Consider the following 18,513-nt stretch of genomic DNA (forward strand, 5'->3'; position numbering starts at 1 on the left):
CGTCCTAGTGCTGCAACGCCAGGACGGTGACCAGCGACAGGGCGCCGAAGCCGTTGAACCGGGTATTGGTCGCCATCGAATAGGCGCCCATGCCGTGGAACAGCAGGTAATCCTCCTCGGCCATGTCGCCGGGCAGCGCGATCTCGCCCGGCAGGCGGTCGACGCTGTCGCAGGTCGGGCCGAAGACGATGCGCGGCACCGTGTCGCCGTGGCGGCGCTGGCCCTCGGTCGAGAGCACCTCGATCCGGTCGATGATGCCGATCATCGGCAGCTCGGCCAGCGCGCCGTAGACGCCGTCGTTGAGGAAGACATGGGCGCCGTCGCGGATCGCCTTGACCCGGGCGGCCAGGCTGAAGGCCTCGGCGACCAGGCCGCGGCCCGGCTCGCAGACCAGTGCCGGCCGGCTGTCAACGAAGGCCTCGCCAGTGGCACGGTCGATCAGGGCGAAGGTCGCCTCGATCTGCGGCATGACGTCGTCGAGCCGATGCGAGGGGAAGCCGCCGCCGACATTGAGCCGGGCGATGGTGACACCGGCCTCGCGGGCGATCTGGGCGGCGCTGTGGATATAGGTCTCCCAGGCCGCCGGATCGGTGCACTGGGTGCCCGGGTGGAAGGTCAGCGACGGGATGAAGCCGGCATTGGCCGCCATCCGCAGCAGCTCGACCGCCTCTTCCGCCGTCGCCCCGAACTTGGCGCCGAAATTGTAGGCCGCGCCCTGCACCGGCAGCTTGAAGCGCACCGAGATCTCGCAATCCTCGGCCGGCACCAGCTCGATCAGCTTGGCCAGCTCGCTGCGGCTGTCGACCGACCACGACTTGACGCTCATCTCGACCGCGGCGCGGATTTCCGACCGCGCCCGCACCGGGTTGTTGTAATGCAGCGCGGCTTCCGGCGCGAGCCGGCGCAGCAGCGCGATCTCTTCCGGCGAGGCGACGTCGAAGCCGCGGATGCCGGCGGCGGCCAGATTGGCGATGACGATCTCGTCCGGGTTCGACTTGACCGCATAGGTCACCAGCCCCGGAAAGCCGTCGAGGAAGCGCCGCGCGGTAGCGTGCAGCACCCCGGGCGAGAAGAACATCACCGGGTTATCCGGCTGGCTGTGCTTGAGAAATTCGGACGGATTCGTCCAGATCGTTTTCGAGAGCCCCATCGGCGTTTCCCTTTCCCTGCCAACAGAGCGCAGCCCTCTCCAGCCCTGGGACAACCAGTTCGGAGCCGCTTTGCGCGTTCAACCAAACCAGGCCAGGTACAGGCTTGCGCCGCCCTTTGGTCCTGAAAACGAGTGTGCTGCATATGATGGACATTTTCACCGATGAAAAGAGTTGAATTGTGCGGAATGGTAGGCAAAATGACGAAAACCGTGGGCAGATTTCATGGACGACCTCGACGAGAAACTTCTGGCGGCGCTGGCGGCGGATTCCAGCACCTCGACCTCGCGGCTGGCGCGGCGATTCAAGGTGGCGCGCTCGACGGTGCAGGCGCGGATCGAGCGGCTGGAACGGACCGGCGTCATCGCCGGCTACACGATCAAGCTGGGCAACGCGGTGCTGGCGCGGCGGATCCGGGCCACCGTGCTGCTGCAGGTCGAGCCGCGCTCGACCCCGCGGGTGCTGCAGCGGCTCAAGATCATGCCCGAGATCGAGATCGCCCACACCACGACCGGCCGCTTCGACCTGATCCTGCAGGTCGCGGCCGAGACGACGCAGGCGCTGGACGAGGTGCTCGACCAGATCGGCGCCGTGCCGGGGGTGAAATCCTCCGAAAGCCTGATCCAGCTGGCGACCAAGATCGACCGGGCGGTGTAGCGGGGCGGTGTCGCCGGGCGCGCTCAACGGAGCCTGCGGCCCTGTTCGCGATGAGGCGCCGCAGGCGGCCGAAGAGCCTCCCCCGTTCTCCTGCGGCCAGATTTCCCCGTTTAGGCGCTTTTCCTTGGGCCGGGGGCGCGTTAAACACCACGCGCCCACCATGCGGGCGCAGTGAGCGGGAAAGATCCGATGCCGATGGAAAAGACCTTCAACGCCAAGGAGGCCGAAGAGCGCCTCTATGCAGCCTGGGAAGAGGCCGGGGCCTTCGCCGCCGGGGCCAATGCCAAGCCCGGGGCCGAGACCTTCTCCATCATGATCCCGCCGCCGAACGTCACCGGCGTGCTGCACATGGGCCATGCCTTCAACAACACGCTGCAGGACATCCTGACCCGCTGGCACCGGATGCGCGGCCATGACGTGCTGTGGCAGCCCGGCCAGGACCATGCCGGCATCGCCACCCAGATGGTCGTCGAGCGCGAGTTGGCCAAGGACAAGTCGAACCAGACCCGGCGCGAGATGGGGCGCGAGAAGTTCCTCGAGAAGGTCTGGCAGTGGAAGGCCCAGTCGGGCGGCACCATCGTCAACCAGCTCAAGCGCCTCGGCGCTTCCTGCGACTGGTCGCGCAACGCCTTCACCATGTCCGGCGCCCCCGGCGCTCCGGCCGGCGAGGAAGGCAACTTCCACGACGCCGTCATCAAGGTCTTCGTCGAGCTCTACAACCAGGGCGCCATCTACCGCGGCAAGCGGCTGGTCAACTGGGACCCCCATTTCGAGACCGCGATCTCCGACCTCGAGGTCGAGCAGGTCGAGGAGGACGGCAAGCTCTGGCGCCTGCGCTATCCGCTGGAGGACGGCGTCAGCTACGATCACCCGGTCGCCTTCGACGACGAGGGCCGGCCGCTGGAGACCGAGCCGCGCGACTATCTCGTCGTCGCCACCACCCGGCCCGAGACCATGCTGGGCGATACCGGCATCGCGGTGCACCCGGACGACGCCCGCTACACCCACCTGATCGGCAAGCATGTCGTGATGCCGATCACCGGCCGCCGCATCCCCATCGTCGCCGACGACTATGCCGATCCCGAGAAGGGCACCGGCGCCGTCAAGATCACCCCGGCGCATGACTTCAACGACTGGGGCGTCGGCCAGCGCACCGGGCTGCGCGTCATCAACGTGATGAACACCCGCGCCGGCATCGCGCTGAAGGACAATGCCGATTTCGCCGAGGGCTGCCCCGAGGACCTCGTCGCCCGCGCCATCGAGCGTTTCGACGGCTGCGACCGCTACGAGGCCCGCGACGCCATCGTCACCATGGCCGAGGACGAGGGCTGGCTCGACGGCATCGACAACGAGCGCCACATGGTCCCGCATGGCGACCGCTCGAAAGTCGCCATCGAGCCCTTCCTGACCGACCAGTGGTTCGTCGACACCCGGAAGGTCGTCGGCCCGGCGCTCGACGCCGTCCGCAAGGGCATGGCCGCGCAGGAGGCCGGGGAGTTCGACGAGACCGCCGGCTACACCCGCATCCTGCCCGAGCGCGACGCCAAGACCTATTTCCACTGGCTGGAGAATATCGAGCCGTGGTGCATCTCGCGCCAGCTGTGGTGGGGGCACCAGATCCCGGTTTGGTATGGGCCGAAGTGGTTCGCGGAACCAAATTCGAATGTCATTTCGCACAAGTTTGGGGAGCACGAGTTCTTCTGTGCTTCCAATGAAGCCGAGGCGATTGAACGCGCGAGCCAATATTACGAGCGTCAAATTGTGGTCGTGAGCGATGAAAAGGCCGCGACCTTGTATCTGGACCAACACGGCCTTGCGGGAGCGATGCCGATTTGGCGCGACCCCGACGTCCTCGACACCTGGTTCTCCTCGGGCCTGTGGCCGATCGGCACCCTCGGCTGGCCGGAAAACACCGAAGAGCTGCAGAAATATTTCCCGACCGATGTCCTGATCACCGGCTTCGACATCATCTTCTTCTGGGTCGCCCGGATGATGATGATGCAGCTTGCCGTGGTCAACCAGATCCCCTTCCACACCGTCTATGTCCACGCCCTCGTCCGCGACGAGAAGGGCAAGAAGATGTCGAAGTCGCTCGGCAACGTGCTCGACCCGATCGAGCTGATCGACGAATACGGCGCCGATGCCGTGCGCTTCACCCTGACCGCGATGGCGGCGATGGGCCGCGACCTCAAGCTGTCGACCGCCCGCATCGCCGGCTACCGCAACTTCGGCACCAAGATCTGGAACGCCACCCGCTTTGCCGAGATGAACGGCGTCTTCGAGGGCTACGCCCCCGACGGCTCCATCCCGCAGCCGAAGGCGACGGTGAACCGCTGGATCGTCGGCGAGACCGCGCGTGTGCGCGAGGCGGTCGACGAGGCGCTGACCAACTTCCGCTTCAACGACGCCGCCAACGCGCTTTACGCCTTCGTCTGGGGCAAGGTCTGCGACTGGTATGTCGAATTCGCCAAGCCGCTGTTCGACAGGCAAGAAACCGCCGCCGAGACCCGCGCGACGATGGCCTGGGTGCTCGACCAGAGCCTGACCCTGCTGCACCCGATCATGCCCTTCATCACCGAAGAGCTGTGGGCCACCACCGGTAGCCGCGACAAGATGCTGGTCCATGCCGACTGGCCGACCTACGGCGCCGAGCTGATCGACCCGGCGGCGGATCGCGAGATGAACTGGGTGATCGCCCTGATCGACGAGATCCGCTCGGCCCGCGCCCAGATGCACGTGCCGGTCGGGCTGCGGCTCGACATGCTGCAGCTGGCGCTCGACGACGCCGGCAAGGCCGCCTGGGACCGCAACGCGGCCCTGATTCAGCGCCTCGCCCGGATCGAGAGCCTGGCCGCGGCCGAGGTGGCCCCCAAGGGCGCGATCACCATCGCGGTCGAGGGCGGCACCTTCGCGATCCCGCTCGAGGGCGTCATCGACATCGCCGAGGAGAAGGCGCGCCTGGCCAAGACGCTGGAGAAGCTGGAAAAGGATCTCGGCGGGCTGCGCGGCCGGCTGAACAACCCGAAATTCGTCGCCTCGGCGCCGGAAGAGGTGGTGGACGAGACCCGCGAGCGGCTGGAACAGGGCGAGGACGAGGCCGCCAAGCTCAAGGCGGCGCTGGCCCGGCTGGCCGAGGTCGGCTAAGGCCGCGAAGCCAAGGTCGGGGCCGGCGCCGCTGGCCCCACCCGCCGCCACCGGCTACAGTCGGCCGATGAGCGGGATCAGCTACACCACCGGCGACGCCACCGCCCCGGCCGACCGTCCGGCCGTCATTGCCCATGTCTGCAACGATCTCGGCGGCTGGGGGAAGGGCTTCGTGCTGGCAATCTCGAAACACTGGCCCGAGCCCGAAGCCGCCTACCGCAAATGGGCCACCCACGGCCCCGATTTCGCCCTCGGCCGCAGCCAGTTGGTGAAAGTCGAGGACGATCTCTGGGTCGCCAACATGATCGCCCAGCACGGGCTGCGCCCCCGGCACGGCGTGCCGCCGATCCGCTACGACGCCCTGCGCGCCGCGCTCGACGAACTGCACCGCCTCGCCCCGCCCGGCGCCTCGGTCCACATGCCGCGCATCGGCTGCGGCCTCGCCGGCGGCAGCTGGGACGAGGTCGGCCCGATCGTCGAGCAAGCCCTCGCGGCAAAGGGCCGCCGGGTGACGGTCTACGACTTCGCCCGCAAATAGCCGCCCCCCTTTCATCTTCACGCAAATATCCTCGGGGGGCGCGGGGGGCAGACAGCCCCCCGCCTGCGTCACCTGCGCCATTGTTCAAGTACAATGGCAACGCGGGCAGACAGCCCCCCCGCCTCCGCCCTCGCCTCTTGCACAACGCCGCGTTTTCCGCTTCTGATCCGGCCATGACCGGACCACGCTACACCCCGCTCGTCGCCAGCCTGCCCTCGACCGTCCCCTTCGTCGGGCCGGAAACGCAGGAGCGCAGCCGCGGCCGCCCCTTCGCCGCCCGGCTCGGCGCCAACGAATCCATCTTTGGCCCCTCGCCCAAGGCCATCGAAGCGATGCAGGCGGCCGCCGCCGAGGTGTGGAAATACGGCGACGCCCAGAACCACGACCTGCGCCAGGCGCTTGCCGCCCACCACGGCATCGGGCCCGGGAACATCATCGTCGGCGAGGGCATCGACGGGCTGCTGGGCTACCTGACCCGGCTGGTGGTGGCCGAGGGCGACACAGTCGTCACCTCGAACGGCGCCTATCCCACCTTCAACTACCATGTCGCCGGCTTCGGCGGCGTGCTGCACAAGGTGCCCTATCGCGGCGACCACGAGGACCCCGAGGCCCTGATCGCCAAGGCGGTCGAAGTGCAGCCCAAGCTGATCTACATCTCGAATCCCGACAACCCGATGGGCAGCCACCACCCGGCCGAAACCATCCTCAAGATGATCGCGGCGGTGCCCGAGGGCAGCCTGCTGATCCTCGACGAGGCCTATATCGACCTCGCCCCGGAGGGCACGGCGCCGGAAATCGCCCCGGACGATCCGCGGGTGATCCGGATGCGCACCTTCTCGAAGGGCTACGGCATGGCCGGCGCCCGGGTCGGCTATGCCATCGCCGCGCCCGCGCTGATCACCGCCTTCGACAAGATCCGCAACCATTTCGGCATGTGCCGGACCAGCCAGATCGGCGCCCTCGCCGCGCTGCGGGACCAGCCCTGGCTGGAAGAGGTCAAGGCCAGGGTCGCCCATGCCCGTGCCCGGCTGGCCGAGATCGCGGCGGCCAACGACCTGACCGCCCTGCCTTCGGCGACCAATTTCGTCGCCATCGATTGCGGCGCGGACGGCGATTTCGCCCGCCGCGTGCTGGCCGAGCTGACCGCGCGCGACATCTTCGTCCGCATGCCCTTCGTCGCGCCGCAGGATCGCTGCATCCGGGTCAGCTGCGGCCCCGACGCCGATCTCGACGCCTTCGCCGCCGCGCTGCCCGAGGCGCTGGAAGCCGCCCGGCGCTGAGCACGGGCCGGCCGCCCGGCCACGCCCCGGCATGCCGCCTTTCCCGCGCGACCGCCGCGCCAGAGGCGCTATGTGGCCAGGTGGCCACGATGACGCATCCTGCGCCGGGAAGCGATATGATATTACATCGCCTCCCTGCCATGAACCGAAAGGCCAACATCATGCGCCAGTCCCTGCTGATGGACAGATACCCCGCCTACGACCTGACGCTGCCCAAGAGAGAGACCTCGCTCGGCTCGGTCGACGAGATCATCGCCGCGCTCAAGGCCCGGATCGATGCCCATCCCAAGGTGGCCTATATCGCCACCTTCGATCACTACGGCCATACCAGGGCGATCGACGGCACCGTCTCTGACGAGATCAAGGAGGCCAAGAACATCGTCTTCTGCTTCGGCGTGGCGCTGCCCAACCCGCATGTGCTGGCGGTGCGGCCGCGCTCGATCGGGATTGCCGACATGGGCGACCATTTCGAGATCACCTTCCTCGAACCGCCGATGGAGGTGGCGACCAAGGAGATGGAAGCCTGGTGCAAGGATCTGGCCGACCGGGTCTGACCCCGCCCGGACGGGCCGGCGCCGGGCACGGCGGAAGATAACCGCGGCCGCTCGAGGGGGCGGTGGAGGGGCCCAGCAAGCGAGGAAGCCGGCAAGCGAGGAGGCACGCAAGCCGGCGCTTCAGCCCGCCGTCTCCGCGACCGCCTCGGCCGCCACCGTGGCGGCCGCCTCCAGCGCGCCCGGCCCGTGCGGAATGCCCAGCGCCTGCATCCCGGCCTCCATCACCGCCAGCGCGCCCAGCGTCATATGGGCGTTGACATGGCCCATATGGGCGACGCGGAGGAAGCCGTGATAGGCCGGGTCGTTCGGCTCGGCCATGCCCAGCCCGATGCCCAGCGTCACCCCGGCCTGGGTCTCGGTCCACTTGCGCAGGGCAGAGGCCTGGGGCGCGCCCAGCCGGGCCGCCGTCACCGCGTGGCCGCGCAGCGCCGGGTCGGCGATGTTGAGCGCGATATCGGGGGCGCCCTGCCCCCAGGCCTCGAAGGCGGCCCAGACCGCGCGCGCCAGGGTGGCGTGGCGGGCCCAGATCTGCGGCAGCCCCTCCTCGGCGATCATGTCGAGCGCGGCGCGCAGGCCGTAGAGGTGATGGGTCGGCGCGGTGCCGCTGAAATACTGGTAGAACTGCTGCGGCGCCGCGCGCGGGCCCCAGTCCCAATAGGGCGTGCGCAGGTCGGCGCCAGCGCAACGCTCCTGCGCCTTGTCGCTGAACCAGACGAAGCCGAGGCCGGGCGGCGTCATCAGCCCCTTCTGGCTGGCCGAGACGGTGACGTCGACGCCCCAGCCGTCCATGTGGTACTCGTCGCAGGCCAGCGAGGCGATGCAGTCGACCGCCAGCAGCGCCGGGTGACCGGCGGCGTCGATCGTCTCGCGCACCGCCGCGATATCGTTGCGCACCGAGGTGGCGGTGTCGACATGGGTGACCAGCACCGCCTTGATCTCGTGCGCCCTGTCGGCCTCCAGCGCGGCGGCCAGTTGCGCCGGGTCGACCGTGGACTGCTTGCCGAAATTCAGCATCTCGACATCCACGCCCATGCGCCGCGCGCTGTCGGCCCAGCCCTCGCCGAAGCGGCCGGTGGCCAGCACCAGCGCCTTGTCCCCGCGCGAGAACATGTTGGCGTTGGCCGCCTCCCAGGCGCCATGGCCGTTGGCGATGAAGATCGCCACGTTATGCCGCGTGCCGGCAACCGCCTTGAGGTCGGGCACCAGCCCGTCGACCATCTCGTGCAGCGCACCCTCGTAGATGTTGGGCGCCGCCCGATGCATGGCATTCAGCACCCGGTCGGGCATGACCGAGGGGCCGGGGATGGCAAGGTAGGGACGGCCGTGACCGAGGCTCATGGGGCAAACTCCGCCGATTGCACGCAGGGAACCGCCAATCGGTAGACCCGGGATTCGGGAGCGTCAATCCGGCACGGCGCCCGCTCCGGCCCCGGGGAAGGCGATTGCCCGTTTCGTCATCACTTGCGCGGCTGCGCCGCAAGCCTGCCCGTTGGCGCTGCGCGCCGGGGGGCGCTGCCCCCGCCCGTTCCGGGCTCCCCCGGGATATTTTCGCTCAGGTGAAGGCGAAAAGGGATAGCCGTCGCCGGCTTCTTCTTTGCCCAAATACTCCCGCCGGAGGCGCCCGCCCGGCAAGGCCGCACGCCGCCGACCGGTGGCCGGCCAGCTTGCCACCTGCCCCCTTTGCGGCTAGACCGCCGGGGAACGCCCGGGCAAACGCCACGCGGGCCGGCACGGCGACGGAGAGCGGATGCTCAAGAAACTGCACAAGCGGGTCAAGGACCTCGAGCGGCGCCTCAACGTCCCGAATTACAGCGACCTGAGCAATCCGGAGCACCGGCGCCGCGCCTATTGGCACTACCAGCTGATGGACCACGCCTTCCTGCGTGCCTGGTGGACCAATTTCCACCCGGTGACCGAGGGCGTCTACCGTTCGAACCAGCCCGGGCCGGCGCGGCTGCGGCGCTATCACGAGATGGGCATCCGCGCCGTGCTCAACCTGCGTGGCGCCGCCGATACCAGCTATCACCTGTTCGAGCGCGACGCCTGCCGGCGCTACGGCATGGAGATGGTCGATATCGGCCTCTCGGCCCGCAGCCTGCCGCTGCCCGACACCCTGCTCGAGCTCGAACGCATCTTCCGCACCATCCCGCGCCCCTTCGTCATGCATTGCAAGTCGGGCGCCGACCGCGCCGGCTTTGCCTCGGCGCTCTACCTGATGATGATCGAGGGCGCGCCGGTCGAGGTGGCGGCGCGGCAGCTGCACTGGAGATACCTGCATCTGAAGAAATACGACACCGGCGTGCTCGACCATTTCCTGCGCACCTACGCGCGCGCGCAGCGGCGCAGCGGCATCGGCCTGATGGAGTGGATCCGCACCGGCTATGACCGCGACGCGGTCGGCCGCGACTTCCAGCTGTGGCGGAAGGGCGAGTGGGAGGCGGAATGACCGGCGGGGCGCTCTTCCTCTGGATCTGGCGCGGCTACCTGCACCCGCATCGCTGGCTGCTGCTGGCGGCGCTGGTGCTGATGAGCGTCGAGGGCGGCATGATGGGCGCCCTGTCCTACCTCGTGAAGCCGATGTTCGACCGGGTCTTCGTCGAGGGCGACAAGGCGGCGGTATTCTGGGTCGCCTTCGCGGTCAGCGGCGTCTTCATCCTGCGCGCCCTGGCCGGGCTGGGCCAGCGCATCCTGATGGTGCTGAGCGGCGAACGCGCCGTCGCGGCGCTGCAGGCGGACATGCTCGCCCACCTGATGACCCTCGACCAGGGCTTCCACCAGACCCATCCGCCCGGATCGCTGATCGAGCGGGTGCGCGGCGATACCGGCACGCTGCGCGGGCTGTGGACCTCGGTGGTGGCGGCGCTGGGGCGCGACGTCGTGGCACTGGTGTCGCTGTTCGCCGTGGCGCTGTCGGTCGACTGGCGCTGGACCCTGATCGCCGTCGCCGGGGCGCCGCTGCTGGTCGGGCCGATCCTGCTGCTGCAGAAGCTGGTGCGCCATACCAGCCGCAGTGCCCGCGCCTCCGCCGCCCGGCTCTCGACCCGGCTCGACGAGATCTTCCACGGCCTGACCACGATCCAGCTCACCGGCACCGAGGCCCGCGAATCCGCCCGCTTCGGCGCCGACCAGAAGGCCTTCATCGGCGCCCAGGTCCGGGCCGAGGCCGGCTCGGCCGGCATTCCCGCGATGATGGACGTGGTCGCCGCGATCGGCTTCGCCGGGGTGCTCAGCTATGGCGGGCTGCAGATAATCGCCGGCGAGAAGACGGTCGGCGAGTTCATGTCCTTCTTCACCGCCATCGCGCTGATCTTCGAGCCGCTGCGCCGGCTCGGCGCGGTGTCGGGGGCCTGGCAGGTGGCGCGCGCCAGCCTCGAACGCATCCGCGAGATGTTCGACCGCCCGGCCACCATCGTCACCCCCGCCAAGCCCGGCCCGGTGCCCGAGACGATGCGGGTCGAGCTCGACGACGTCCGGTTCGCCTATGACCGCGACCCGGTGCTCAACGGGCTGAGCTTCACCGCCGAGCCGGGCCAGACCACGGCCCTCGTCGGCCCCTCCGGCGCCGGGAAGAGCACCGTCTTCCACCTGCTCGCCCGGCTCGCCGACCCGCAGTCCGGAGCGATCCGGATCGGCGGGCGAGAGCTGCACACGATCGAGCTCGGCACGCTGCGCAACCTGTTCTCGGTCGTCAGCCAGGACGCCGCGCTGTTCGACGAGAGCCTGCGCGACAACATCCTGATGGGGCGCCAGGGCGTGGCCGAGGACAAGCTGGCCGAGGCCCTGCGCGCCGCCCATGCCGACGAATTCACCGCCGCCCTGCCGCAGGGGCTCGACACCCCGGCCGGGCCGCGCGGCTCGGGCCTGTCGGGCGGCCAGCGCCAGCGCATCGCCATCGCCCGGGCGCTGTTGCGCGACGCCCCGATCCTGCTGCTCGACGAGGCCACCAGCGCGCTCGACGCGCAATCCGAGGCGCTGGTCGCCGAGGCGCTCGACCGGTTGTCGCAGGGCCGGACCACGCTGGTCATCGCCCACCGCCTGTCGACGGTGCGCGATGCCGACAAGATCGTGGTGATGAAGGAGGGCCGCGTCGTCGAACAGGGCACGCATGACGAGCTGCTGGCCCGGGGCGGCACCTATGCCGAGCTCTACCGGCTGCAGTTCCGCGACAGCGCCGAGCAATAGGCACAGGGCCGACGGCCCGGCTTTCCTCGCCGAGGCCGCCGGGCCAGGCCGCTCTCGCCGCGCGGGCATACCCGCGGGAAACGACCTGCCCCCGCCCCGACTTGGCCCGCCCCGTCTTGGCCCGCCCCGTCTTGGCGCACGCCGTCTTGGCTCGGCCGCTGAACGCTCCGGGCGAATGGCACAGGCTCGCGGCTCTCGCCCTCTTCAGTCGAGGAACGGGTCCGGGTTCCAGTCCTTGAACGGGCTGTCCTCCTCCCCCCAACTCCGCTCGAACTGCTGGGCATGCACATCCACGCCGCCGGCCCGCTTCAGGATCTCGCTGGCTTCGCTTTCTTCACCGGCGTTGGCGACGGCCACCCAGAACAGGATCCCGCCCTCGCGCAGGCTGGCCTCCAGCCGGTCGGCATGGGTCTTGCCGATAGCCGCGGCAAGCACGCCACCGAGACTGCCGCCGACGGCCCCGCCGGCCGCCGCGGCCAGCAAGACCATCGCCAGGGCGCCGCCGCTCGCCACCACCATCAGCGCGCCGCCCATCGCCCCCACATAGAGGGGCAGCCCGATTGCCGCGCTTTCGGCGGTCATCCGGTCGGACCTCTGGATGAATGCGCGTTGCGGCACCCGCGGGTCGTCCTCCATCACCTCGATCGGTTCGAAATGGTGGCCCAGCTTCTTCGCGACCGCCTTCCGGTCGCCCATCACGCTCAGGCGGCTTTCCGAAAAGCCCGCCTTCAGCAGTTCCTCTGCCGCGGCCTCGAGCTTCCCGGCATCGTGAAAGACCGCGACGACCTCGCGCATCTTGTTGGTGGTGGCTGCAGTATCCGACATTGGTCAATCTCCCTCCTGGTTGCCTTGCGACTGGCCACCGGCGCCAGGCATGCAACGGTGCACCATCGTGGGGCGAGCGATGGCGTCGCGCTCGCCCGCGCGCATTTCGTCCCTTGCCCCGGAAGAGTTACCGCCAGGGAGAAGCGGCGGCATTGACGCCGGTCACGGGACCGGCGCGGCAAGGATTTCGTCTTGCCCTGCAAAGACAGAGGTTCCGGCCGCAGGGCCGGCTGGCGCGGCCCGGGAACGGGGCGATTTCCGCCCGCGAACATCGCCGAGCAGAGTGCAGCGCCAAGCCGGGAGGGACAGAGGCCCCCTGTCACGGAGGCCGCCCCATGCTATATCTGCGCCACGACGACCAAGGAGACCCGCATGAGTGGCGAACGCGCAGAGAACCGTCGGCTGTTCCGCATCACCGGCGCCGACCGGCAGGAGTTCCTGCAAGGGCTGGTCAGCAACGACGTGGCCGGCCTCGAGACCGGATTGGTCTATGCCGCGCTGCTGACGCCGCAGGGCAAGTACCTGGCCGATTTCTTCCTCGTGCCGATGGGCGATGCGATCCTGCTCGACGTTGCCGACAGCCTCGCCGACGGGCTGATCCGGCGGCTGACCATGTACAAGCTGCGCGCCGACGTCCAGATCGAACCGTCCGGGCTGCATGTCAGCCGCGGCCTCGGCACCCCGCCCGCGGGCGCCTATCGCGATCCGCGCCACCCGGCGCTGGGCTGGCGCGCCTATTCCGAGGCGGCGGGCAGCGAGCCGCAAGTCGACTGGGACGCGATCCGGGTCGCGCATTGCATCCCGGAAAGCGGGATCGAGCTCATTCCCGAGGACAGCTTCATCCTCGAGGCCGGGTTCGAGCGCCTCCATGGCGTCGATTTCCGCAAGGGCTGCTATGTCGGTCAGGAGGTGACGGCGCGGATGAAGCACAAGACCGAGCTGCGCAAGGGCCTGGCCATCGTCGAGGTGCGCGGCGCCGCCGCGCCGGGCACCGAGATCACCGCGGGCGGCAAGCCCGCCGGCACCCTGTTCACCCGCTCGGGCGACCGCGCCATCGCCTATCTGCGCTTCGACCGGGCCATCGGCGAGATGAATGCCGGCGCGGCCACCGTCACCCGCGCCGCCACAGCCGACGCGGCGGGATGAGCGGGCTCGCCGCCCGTCTCGCCACCGTGCTCGGGGCCCCGGTCAGCGGGCTTGCCCGGATCGGCGGCGGCGACCTGTCCGAGGTCTGGCAGGCCCGCGACGGCGACGGGCGGGGCATCATCGTCAAGCGCGCCGCCGGGGCCCGGACCGAGGCGGTGATGCTGGCCGCGATCGAGGCCGCCGGCTGCCCGGTGCCGCGGGTGCTGCATGGCGGCTCCGGCCTGCTGGTGATGGAGCGACTGCCCAGCGGCCACCGCCCCGGCACCGCCGGCTGGGCCGGCTTCGGCGCCGCCGCCGCGACGCTCCACGCCGCCACCGGCCCGCGCTACGGCTGGAGCGAGAACCACGCCTTCGGCCCCGTCGCCATTCCCAATGCCGCCGCGCCCGACTGGCCCGCCTTCTGGGCCGAGCGCCGGCTGCTGGCCGCGCCCGAGGCGCTGCCGGCCGAGATCGCCCGCCGCCTCGACAGCCTCGCGGCCCGCCTGCCGGAGCTGTTGCCGCAAGCCCCGCGCCCGGCGCTGCTGCATGGCGACCTGTGGATCGGCAACGCACTGTTCGGCCCGGACGGCTTCTCGGGCCTGATCGACCCGGCCTGCTCCTGGGGCGACCCCGAGGTCGACCTGGCCATGCTCGCCCTCTTCGCCAGCCCGCCACCTGCCTTCTTCGACGCCTACGGCCCACTGCCGCCCGGCGCCGCCGAGCGCGTGCCGCTCTACCAGCTCTGGCCCGCCCTGGTGCATCTGCGCCTGTTCGGCGCCGGGTATCGCGACCTGGTCGAAGGGCTGCTGCGCGCCGTCGGCGCCTAGGGACGGGCCCGCCCGGCCGACCTGTGGCCGGCGCGCAACGCCGCACCGCGGCATCCGCGCAGCGCCCGCCCCGGGCCGGCTATTGAGCGGGATTTCGCCGCCAAGGCCGGGAAAGATCGGGAAATTTCTTACGATAAACTTGATCGGTGAGGCGCGGCCTCTATATATCGCAGATCCAGCCCCGGCGATCCGACTAGATACGGTAGTTTCTTGCCTCAGCCATGCGCCTCACGCATGGCAGTCATTCCGAAAGAGGCATACCGAATCAGCGCGAAAAGTCCATATTCGCCGGACGCCACGAAACGCAAGAGCAATAATAAAGGACGACAATATGGCCGATTTTGTTGACGGCAGCGCATTCAACTTCGAACAAGGCCAGCGGGCGCGCAAGCTTTTTGCCGCCGTGGTGCTCGCCGCGCTCGATGATGCGATCGCCGACGACAAGAAGTACGGCAACGGGCCGGAGCAGATCGCGCGTTGGGCGCGGTCGCGCGACGGGCGGGAAGTGCTGTCCTGTGCCGGGATCGACCCGAATGAACGGGTCGTGAAGGGTCTGATGGAATTCGTCGGCAAGGGTGTGCGGACTTCGGTCGCCCTGTCGCGCGAAGAAAGCGAACGCCGCCATGCGCTCGAACTGGAGCAGGCCGAAGCCGCCTGAGCCAGAGCCGATAGACGCGGGCAACCGCGATGCGGAACAACGCGCCCCTCGGGGCGCGTTTTCCTTTTGCAGCCCGGCCTTCCCTGGCGACATGGGCGCCTGCGAAGGCCGCCGCATGAACGGCGTCTTCCCGTCCCGGTCGGGCCCCGGCCCCGGGCCAGGAGCTTAGAAGCTCGGGCCGCGGCGACGCGAATCCCTCTGGACGGCCGCGCCCGGGCGGGCCAGCATCCGCCCGACGATCAGGGAAGGACGGACATGCTGGTATTCGATCACTTCGCGGTGGCGGCCGAGACCTTGGCCGAGGGCGTCGAGGCCGTCGAGGCGGCGCTGGGATTGCCGCTGGGACCGGGCGGACAGCATCCCCGGATGGGGACGCATAACCGGCTGCTCGGGCTGGGCGATCTCTATCTCGAAGTGATCGCCATCGACCCCGACGCGCCGGGGCCGGGCCGGCCGCGATGGTTCGACATCGACAATTTCTCCGGCACGCCGCGGTTGACCAACTGGATCTGCCGCTGCGACGACCTTTCCGCGGCGCTGGACGCGGCCCCGGCCGACAGCGGCACGCCGATCGCATTCACCCGCGGCGAGTTGCGCTGGGAAATGGCGGTGCCAGAGGATGGCAAGCTGCCTTTCGACGGCTGCTTCCCGGCGCTGATCCAGTGGCACGGCGCGGCCCGCGGCGCCGCCCATCCGGCAAAACGGCTCGAGGATGTCGGCTGCCGGCTCAAGCGGTTCGAGATCGCCCACCCCCAGGCCGAGGCCCTGCGCGCCGCGCTGGCGCCGCTGATCGCCGACCCGCGCGTCGTGGTGCTCGACGGGCCGGAGAAGGCCCTGCGCGCCGAGATCGAAACCCCGCATGGAGTGCGCAGCCTGTGACGCAGATCCGCCCCGCCACCCCGGCCGACTGCCCGGCCATCGCCGCGATCTGGAACCCGATCATCCGCGACACGCTGGTCACCTTCAACGCGGTCGAGAAATCGCCCGCCGACCTCGAAACGCTGATCGCCGAGAAGGCCGCGGCGAGCCATGCCTTTCTCGTCGCCGAAGACGATGGCGGCCTGCTGGGCTTCGCCAGCTACGGCCAGTTCCGCGGCGGCATCGGCTATGCCCGGACAATGGAACACACCGTCATCCTCGGCCCCGACGCCCGCGGCCGCGGCGTCGGCCGGGCGCTGATGACGGCGATCGAGGATCACGCCCGCGCCGGCGGCGCGCATTCGATCTTCGCCGGGGTCAGCGCCGCCAACCCCGCCGGCCGCGCCTTCCACGCCGCGATCGGCTACCGCGAGGCCGCAATTCTGCGTGAGGTCGGCTACAAGTTCGGCCAGTGGCTCGATCTTGTGCTGATGCAGAAAATGCTGACCTGACAGCGCCCCGCCGGACCGTTATGCTGATCCCATGTCGATCTGGACCCGCATCTCCGCCGCCCTGTCCTCGCTCGCCTCGGGCGAGGCGCTGGGCACGCTGTTCGACAGTCTGCGCAGCCCGCCGGAACGCTCGGTCGCCTTCACCATCGCGGTGATCGCGCTTGGGGCCAAGATGGCCAAGGCCGACGGCCGGGTGACGCGCGACGAGGTCTCGGCCTTCCGCCGCATCTTCTTCATTCCCAAGCGGGAAGAGGCCAATGCCGCCAAGGTCTTCAACCTCGCCCGCCAGGACGTCGCCGGGTTCGAGGATTACGCCCGCCGCATCGCCCGCATGTTCCGCGACGACGAGCAGACCCGGATCGACCTGCTCGAAGGGCTGTTCCGGATCGCCGTCGCCGATGGCGAGTATCACCCGGCCGAAGATGCCTTCCTGAGCCGGGTGGCCGAGATCTTCGGCCTCGGCGACCGCTGCTTCCGCAGCCTGCGCACCCGCCATGTCCCCGACGCGCCGCCCGATCCCTATGCCGTGCTCGGCGTCTCGCCCGAGGCGCCGCTGGAGGAAATCCGCGCGGCCTGGAAACAGGCGGTGCGCGAAAGCCATCCCGACCGGATGAAGGCGCGCGGCGTGCCCGAGGAGGCGCTGCAACTGGCCGAGGCCCGGATGATCGCGGTCAACGCGGCCTGGGAGGAGATCTCGCGCCTGCGGGCGGCCTGACGGCGATGCGGATCGCGACCTACAACGTCGAGTGGTTCAGCAACCTGTTCGACAATGACGGCGAGCTGCTCGAGGACGGCGAATGGTCGGCGCGCTACAACGTCACCCGGTCCGACCAGCTGCAATCGCTCGGCATTGTCTTCACCGCGATGAATGCCGACGCGGTGCTGATCGTCGAGGCCCCGAACGAGAACCGGCGCCGTTCGACCGTCGGCCAGCTCGAGGCCTTCGCCGCCCATTACGAGTTGCGCACCCGCAAGGCGGTGCTGGGCTTTCCCAGCGAGACCGAGCAGGAGATCGCCCTGCTCTACGACCCGGACGTGATGACCGCCGTCCACGATCCGCGCGGCGAGCCGACCGGCAAGAAGGGCTCGGCCGACGCGCCGCGCTTCGACGGCGTCTTCCGCTACGATGTCGATGTCGACACCATCCCCGACCTGATCACCTTCTCCAAGCCGCCACTGGAACTGGCGGTGACGCTGAAGGACGGCTTCGCCTTCCGCATGATCGGGGTGCATGCCAAGTCGAAGGCGCCGCACGGGGCGCAAACGCCGGACGAGGTCCTGCGGGTGTCGATCGAGAACCGGCGCAAGCAGCTGGCGCAATGCGTCTGGCTGCGCCAGCGCATCGACCAGCACCTCGAGGCCAAGGAGCCGCTGATCGTGCTGGGCGATTTCAACGACGGTCCCGGGCTGGACGAATACGAGAAGCTGTTCGGCCATTCCGGCATCGAGGTGGTGCTGGGGCTGGGCGAGGGCGAGGGCCGGCCGCTGCGCCTGCGCGAGCCACATGCGATGATGGCGCTGGGCCGCCGCGTCGGCGTCGCCCCGACCACGGCGCGCTTCTACCTCGCCGAGCACAAACGCTATTTCTCGGCCCTGCTCGACTACATCATGCTGTCGCCCGACCTGGCCGAGCGCGACCCGTTCTGGCGCGTCTGGCACCCGTTCGACGACCCGCTCTGCTACCGAACGCCCGAGCTGCGCGAGGCGTTGCTGGCGGCGTCCGACCATTTCCCGGTCTCGGTCGATATCGTGCTCTGAGCTTCAAACGACTCGGGGGGGCGCCTATATTGAGGCCATGCGTATCTTGCTTGCCCTGCCCCTCGCCCTGAGCCTCGCCGCCACGCCCCTGTGGGCGCAGGAAGGCGATGCGCCCGGGTCCGACGGCCAGGCCGAGCAGGGCCAATCGCAGGACGGGAAGGGCGATCTCGGCCGCGGCGCCGAGATGATGCAGGAGGGCGGCAAGCTGATCCTGCGCGGGCTGATGTCGCAGATGGAGCCGAAGATGCGCGCGCTGACGCGCCAGCTGTTCACCCTGATGGACAGTCTCGACGCCTACGAACTGCCCGAGATGCTGCCCAATGGCGACATCATCATCCGCCGCAAGGTGCCGCTGGTCCCGGTCCCGCCCGGCGCCGGGGGCAACGATATCGATCTCTGAGCGGCCCGGGAGCGGCCTCTTTCGGCGCCTTCCGGCTCCTGGACACA

General features: G+C 69.5%; 18 protein-coding genes. 15 read left to right on the plus strand and 3 right to left on the minus strand.

Annotated elements, in window-relative coordinates; translation table 11 throughout:
• Window positions 1-4: 4 nt before the first annotated feature.
• Entirely contained in the window at window positions 5-1,150 is a 1,146-nt protein-coding gene (locus tag ACFOES_RS01035; RefSeq protein WP_377831045.1) for a type III PLP-dependent enzyme, read from the minus strand.
• Between the two features lie 223 nt (window positions 1,151-1,373).
• Here ACFOES_RS01035 and ACFOES_RS01040 point away from each other — a divergent pair, with 223 nt between their 5' ends.
• From ACFOES_RS01040 to ACFOES_RS01060, 5 genes are all read left to right on the plus strand, one after another.
• Entirely contained in the window at window positions 1,374-1,805 is a 432-nt protein-coding gene (locus tag ACFOES_RS01040) for an Lrp/AsnC family transcriptional regulator (protein WP_377831047.1), read from the plus strand.
• Window positions 1,806-1,994: 189 nt separating this feature from the next.
• Complete coding sequence (locus ACFOES_RS01045) at window positions 1,995-4,949, plus strand: valine--tRNA ligase (protein WP_377831049.1); 2,955 nt, start codon at window positions 1,995-1,997, stop codon at window positions 4,947-4,949.
• A gap of 67 nt (window positions 4,950-5,016) precedes the next feature.
• Window positions 5,017-5,487, plus strand: coding sequence for a macro domain-containing protein (locus tag ACFOES_RS01050; RefSeq protein WP_377831051.1), 471 nt, complete (start codon window positions 5,017-5,019; stop codon window positions 5,485-5,487).
• Window positions 5,488-5,660: 173 nt separating this feature from the next.
• On the plus strand, window positions 5,661-6,767 hold the full coding sequence (locus ACFOES_RS01055; protein ID WP_377831054.1) for a pyridoxal phosphate-dependent aminotransferase: 1,107 nt from the start codon (window positions 5,661-5,663) through the stop codon (window positions 6,765-6,767).
• 140 nt (window positions 6,768-6,907) lie between these two features.
• A complete protein-coding gene (locus ACFOES_RS01060) occupies window positions 6,908-7,321 on the plus strand; it encodes a DUF6858 family protein (RefSeq protein WP_377831056.1) in 414 nt (137 codons plus the stop codon).
• A 120-nt stretch (window positions 7,322-7,441) separates the two neighbouring features.
• On the opposite strand, the gene ACFOES_RS01065 is transcribed toward ACFOES_RS01060, so the two are convergent.
• Window positions 7,442-8,659 (minus strand): pyridoxal-phosphate-dependent aminotransferase family protein, encoded by a 1,218-nt coding sequence (locus ACFOES_RS01065; RefSeq protein WP_377831058.1) that lies wholly within the window; start codon window positions 8,657-8,659, stop codon window positions 7,442-7,444.
• Between the two features lie 409 nt (window positions 8,660-9,068).
• Between ACFOES_RS01065 and ACFOES_RS01070 the strand changes: the two genes are divergently transcribed.
• Window positions 9,069-9,767 carry a tyrosine-protein phosphatase gene (locus tag ACFOES_RS01070; protein ID WP_377831061.1) on the plus strand — a complete coding sequence of 233 codons (699 nt, stop codon included), beginning with the start codon at window positions 9,069-9,071 and terminating at the stop codon, window positions 9,765-9,767.
• Window positions 9,764-11,503 (plus strand): ABC transporter ATP-binding protein, encoded by a 1,740-nt coding sequence (locus tag ACFOES_RS01075; protein WP_377831063.1) that lies wholly within the window; start codon window positions 9,764-9,766, stop codon window positions 11,501-11,503. The genes ACFOES_RS01070 and ACFOES_RS01075 overlap by 4 nt, the downstream gene beginning before the upstream one ends.
• A gap of 204 nt (window positions 11,504-11,707) precedes the next feature.
• On the opposite strand, the gene ACFOES_RS01080 is transcribed toward ACFOES_RS01075, so the two are convergent.
• Window positions 11,708-12,328 carry a hypothetical protein gene (locus ACFOES_RS01080; protein WP_377831066.1) on the minus strand — a complete coding sequence of 207 codons (621 nt, stop codon included), beginning with the start codon at window positions 12,326-12,328 and terminating at the stop codon, window positions 11,708-11,710.
• Window positions 12,329-12,700: 372 nt separating this feature from the next.
• Here ACFOES_RS01080 and ygfZ point away from each other — a divergent pair, with 372 nt between their 5' ends.
• The 8 genes from ygfZ to ACFOES_RS01120 all read left to right on the plus strand — a co-directional run bounded on the left by ygfZ (window position 12,701) and on the right by ACFOES_RS01120 (window position 18,466).
• Window positions 12,701-13,474 (plus strand): CAF17-like 4Fe-4S cluster assembly/insertion protein YgfZ, encoded by a 774-nt coding sequence (gene ygfZ / locus ACFOES_RS01085; RefSeq protein WP_377831069.1) that lies wholly within the window; start codon window positions 12,701-12,703, stop codon window positions 13,472-13,474.
• A complete protein-coding gene (locus tag ACFOES_RS01090) occupies window positions 13,471-14,280 on the plus strand; it encodes a fructosamine kinase family protein (protein ID WP_377831071.1) in 810 nt (269 codons plus the stop codon). Before ygfZ ends, ACFOES_RS01090 begins: the two co-directional genes overlap by 4 nt.
• A gap of 331 nt (window positions 14,281-14,611) precedes the next feature.
• Entirely contained in the window at window positions 14,612-14,938 is a 327-nt protein-coding gene (locus ACFOES_RS01095) for a DUF6280 family protein (protein ID WP_377831074.1), read from the plus strand.
• A 255-nt stretch (window positions 14,939-15,193) separates the two neighbouring features.
• Window positions 15,194-15,817, plus strand: coding sequence for a VOC family protein (locus ACFOES_RS01100; RefSeq protein ID WP_377831078.1), 624 nt, complete (start codon window positions 15,194-15,196; stop codon window positions 15,815-15,817).
• Entirely contained in the window at window positions 15,814-16,308 is a 495-nt protein-coding gene (locus ACFOES_RS01105; RefSeq protein ID WP_377831082.1) for a GNAT family N-acetyltransferase, read from the plus strand. The genes ACFOES_RS01100 and ACFOES_RS01105 overlap by 4 nt, the downstream gene beginning before the upstream one ends.
• Before the next feature lie 31 nt (window positions 16,309-16,339).
• Entirely contained in the window at window positions 16,340-17,023 is a 684-nt protein-coding gene (locus ACFOES_RS01110; protein ID WP_377831084.1) for a TerB family tellurite resistance protein, read from the plus strand.
• Between the two features lie 5 nt (window positions 17,024-17,028).
• Window positions 17,029-18,066, plus strand: a complete 1,038-nt coding sequence (locus ACFOES_RS01115; protein ID WP_377831087.1) for an endonuclease/exonuclease/phosphatase family protein — start codon at window positions 17,029-17,031, stop codon at window positions 18,064-18,066.
• 37 nt (window positions 18,067-18,103) lie between these two features.
• The gene (locus tag ACFOES_RS01120; protein WP_377831089.1) at window positions 18,104-18,466 is read left to right on the plus strand and encodes an AAA+ family ATPase; all 363 of its coding nucleotides are present in this window, start codon (window positions 18,104-18,106) and stop codon (window positions 18,464-18,466) included.
• Window positions 18,467-18,513: the final 47 nt, after the last annotated feature.

Origin of the sequence: Acidimangrovimonas pyrenivorans (assembly GCF_042643245.1) — a bacterium.
GTDB lineage: Bacteria > Pseudomonadota > Alphaproteobacteria > Rhodobacterales > Rhodobacteraceae > Acidimangrovimonas > Acidimangrovimonas pyrenivorans.

Coding starts and splice junctions, on each gene's coding strand:
- ACFOES_RS01050 (WP_377831051.1), top strand. CDS start 5,017: ATGAGCGGGATCAGCTACACCACCGGCGACGCCACCGCCCCGGCCGAC.
- ACFOES_RS01040 (WP_377831047.1), top strand. CDS start 1,374: ATGGACGACCTCGACGAGAAACTTCTGGCGGCGCTGGCGGCGGATTCC.
- ACFOES_RS01055 (WP_377831054.1), top strand. CDS start 5,661: ATGACCGGACCACGCTACACCCCGCTCGTCGCCAGCCTGCCCTCGACC.
- ACFOES_RS01110 (WP_377831084.1), top strand. CDS start 16,340: ATGTCGATCTGGACCCGCATCTCCGCCGCCCTGTCCTCGCTCGCCTCG.
- ACFOES_RS01065 (WP_377831058.1), bottom strand. CDS start 8,659: ATGAGCCTCGGTCACGGCCGTCCCTACCTTGCCATCCCCGGCCCCTCG.
- ACFOES_RS01070 (WP_377831061.1), top strand. CDS start 9,069: ATGCTCAAGAAACTGCACAAGCGGGTCAAGGACCTCGAGCGGCGCCTC.
- ACFOES_RS01075 (WP_377831063.1), top strand. CDS start 9,764: ATGACCGGCGGGGCGCTCTTCCTCTGGATCTGGCGCGGCTACCTGCAC.
- ACFOES_RS01100 (WP_377831078.1), top strand. CDS start 15,194: ATGCTGGTATTCGATCACTTCGCGGTGGCGGCCGAGACCTTGGCCGAG.
- ACFOES_RS01035 (WP_377831045.1), bottom strand. CDS start 1,150: ATGGGGCTCTCGAAAACGATCTGGACGAATCCGTCCGAATTTCTCAAG.
- ACFOES_RS01090 (WP_377831071.1), top strand. CDS start 13,471: ATGAGCGGGCTCGCCGCCCGTCTCGCCACCGTGCTCGGGGCCCCGGTC.
- ACFOES_RS01095 (WP_377831074.1), top strand. CDS start 14,612: ATGGCCGATTTTGTTGACGGCAGCGCATTCAACTTCGAACAAGGCCAG.
- ACFOES_RS01060 (WP_377831056.1), top strand. CDS start 6,908: ATGAACCGAAAGGCCAACATCATGCGCCAGTCCCTGCTGATGGACAGA.
- ygfZ (WP_377831069.1), top strand. CDS start 12,701: ATGAGTGGCGAACGCGCAGAGAACCGTCGGCTGTTCCGCATCACCGGC.
- ACFOES_RS01080 (WP_377831066.1), bottom strand. CDS start 12,328: ATGTCGGATACTGCAGCCACCACCAACAAGATGCGCGAGGTCGTCGCG.
- ACFOES_RS01120 (WP_377831089.1), top strand. CDS start 18,104: ATGCGTATCTTGCTTGCCCTGCCCCTCGCCCTGAGCCTCGCCGCCACG.
- ACFOES_RS01045 (WP_377831049.1), top strand. CDS start 1,995: ATGCCGATGGAAAAGACCTTCAACGCCAAGGAGGCCGAAGAGCGCCTC.
- ACFOES_RS01115 (WP_377831087.1), top strand. CDS start 17,029: ATGCGGATCGCGACCTACAACGTCGAGTGGTTCAGCAACCTGTTCGAC.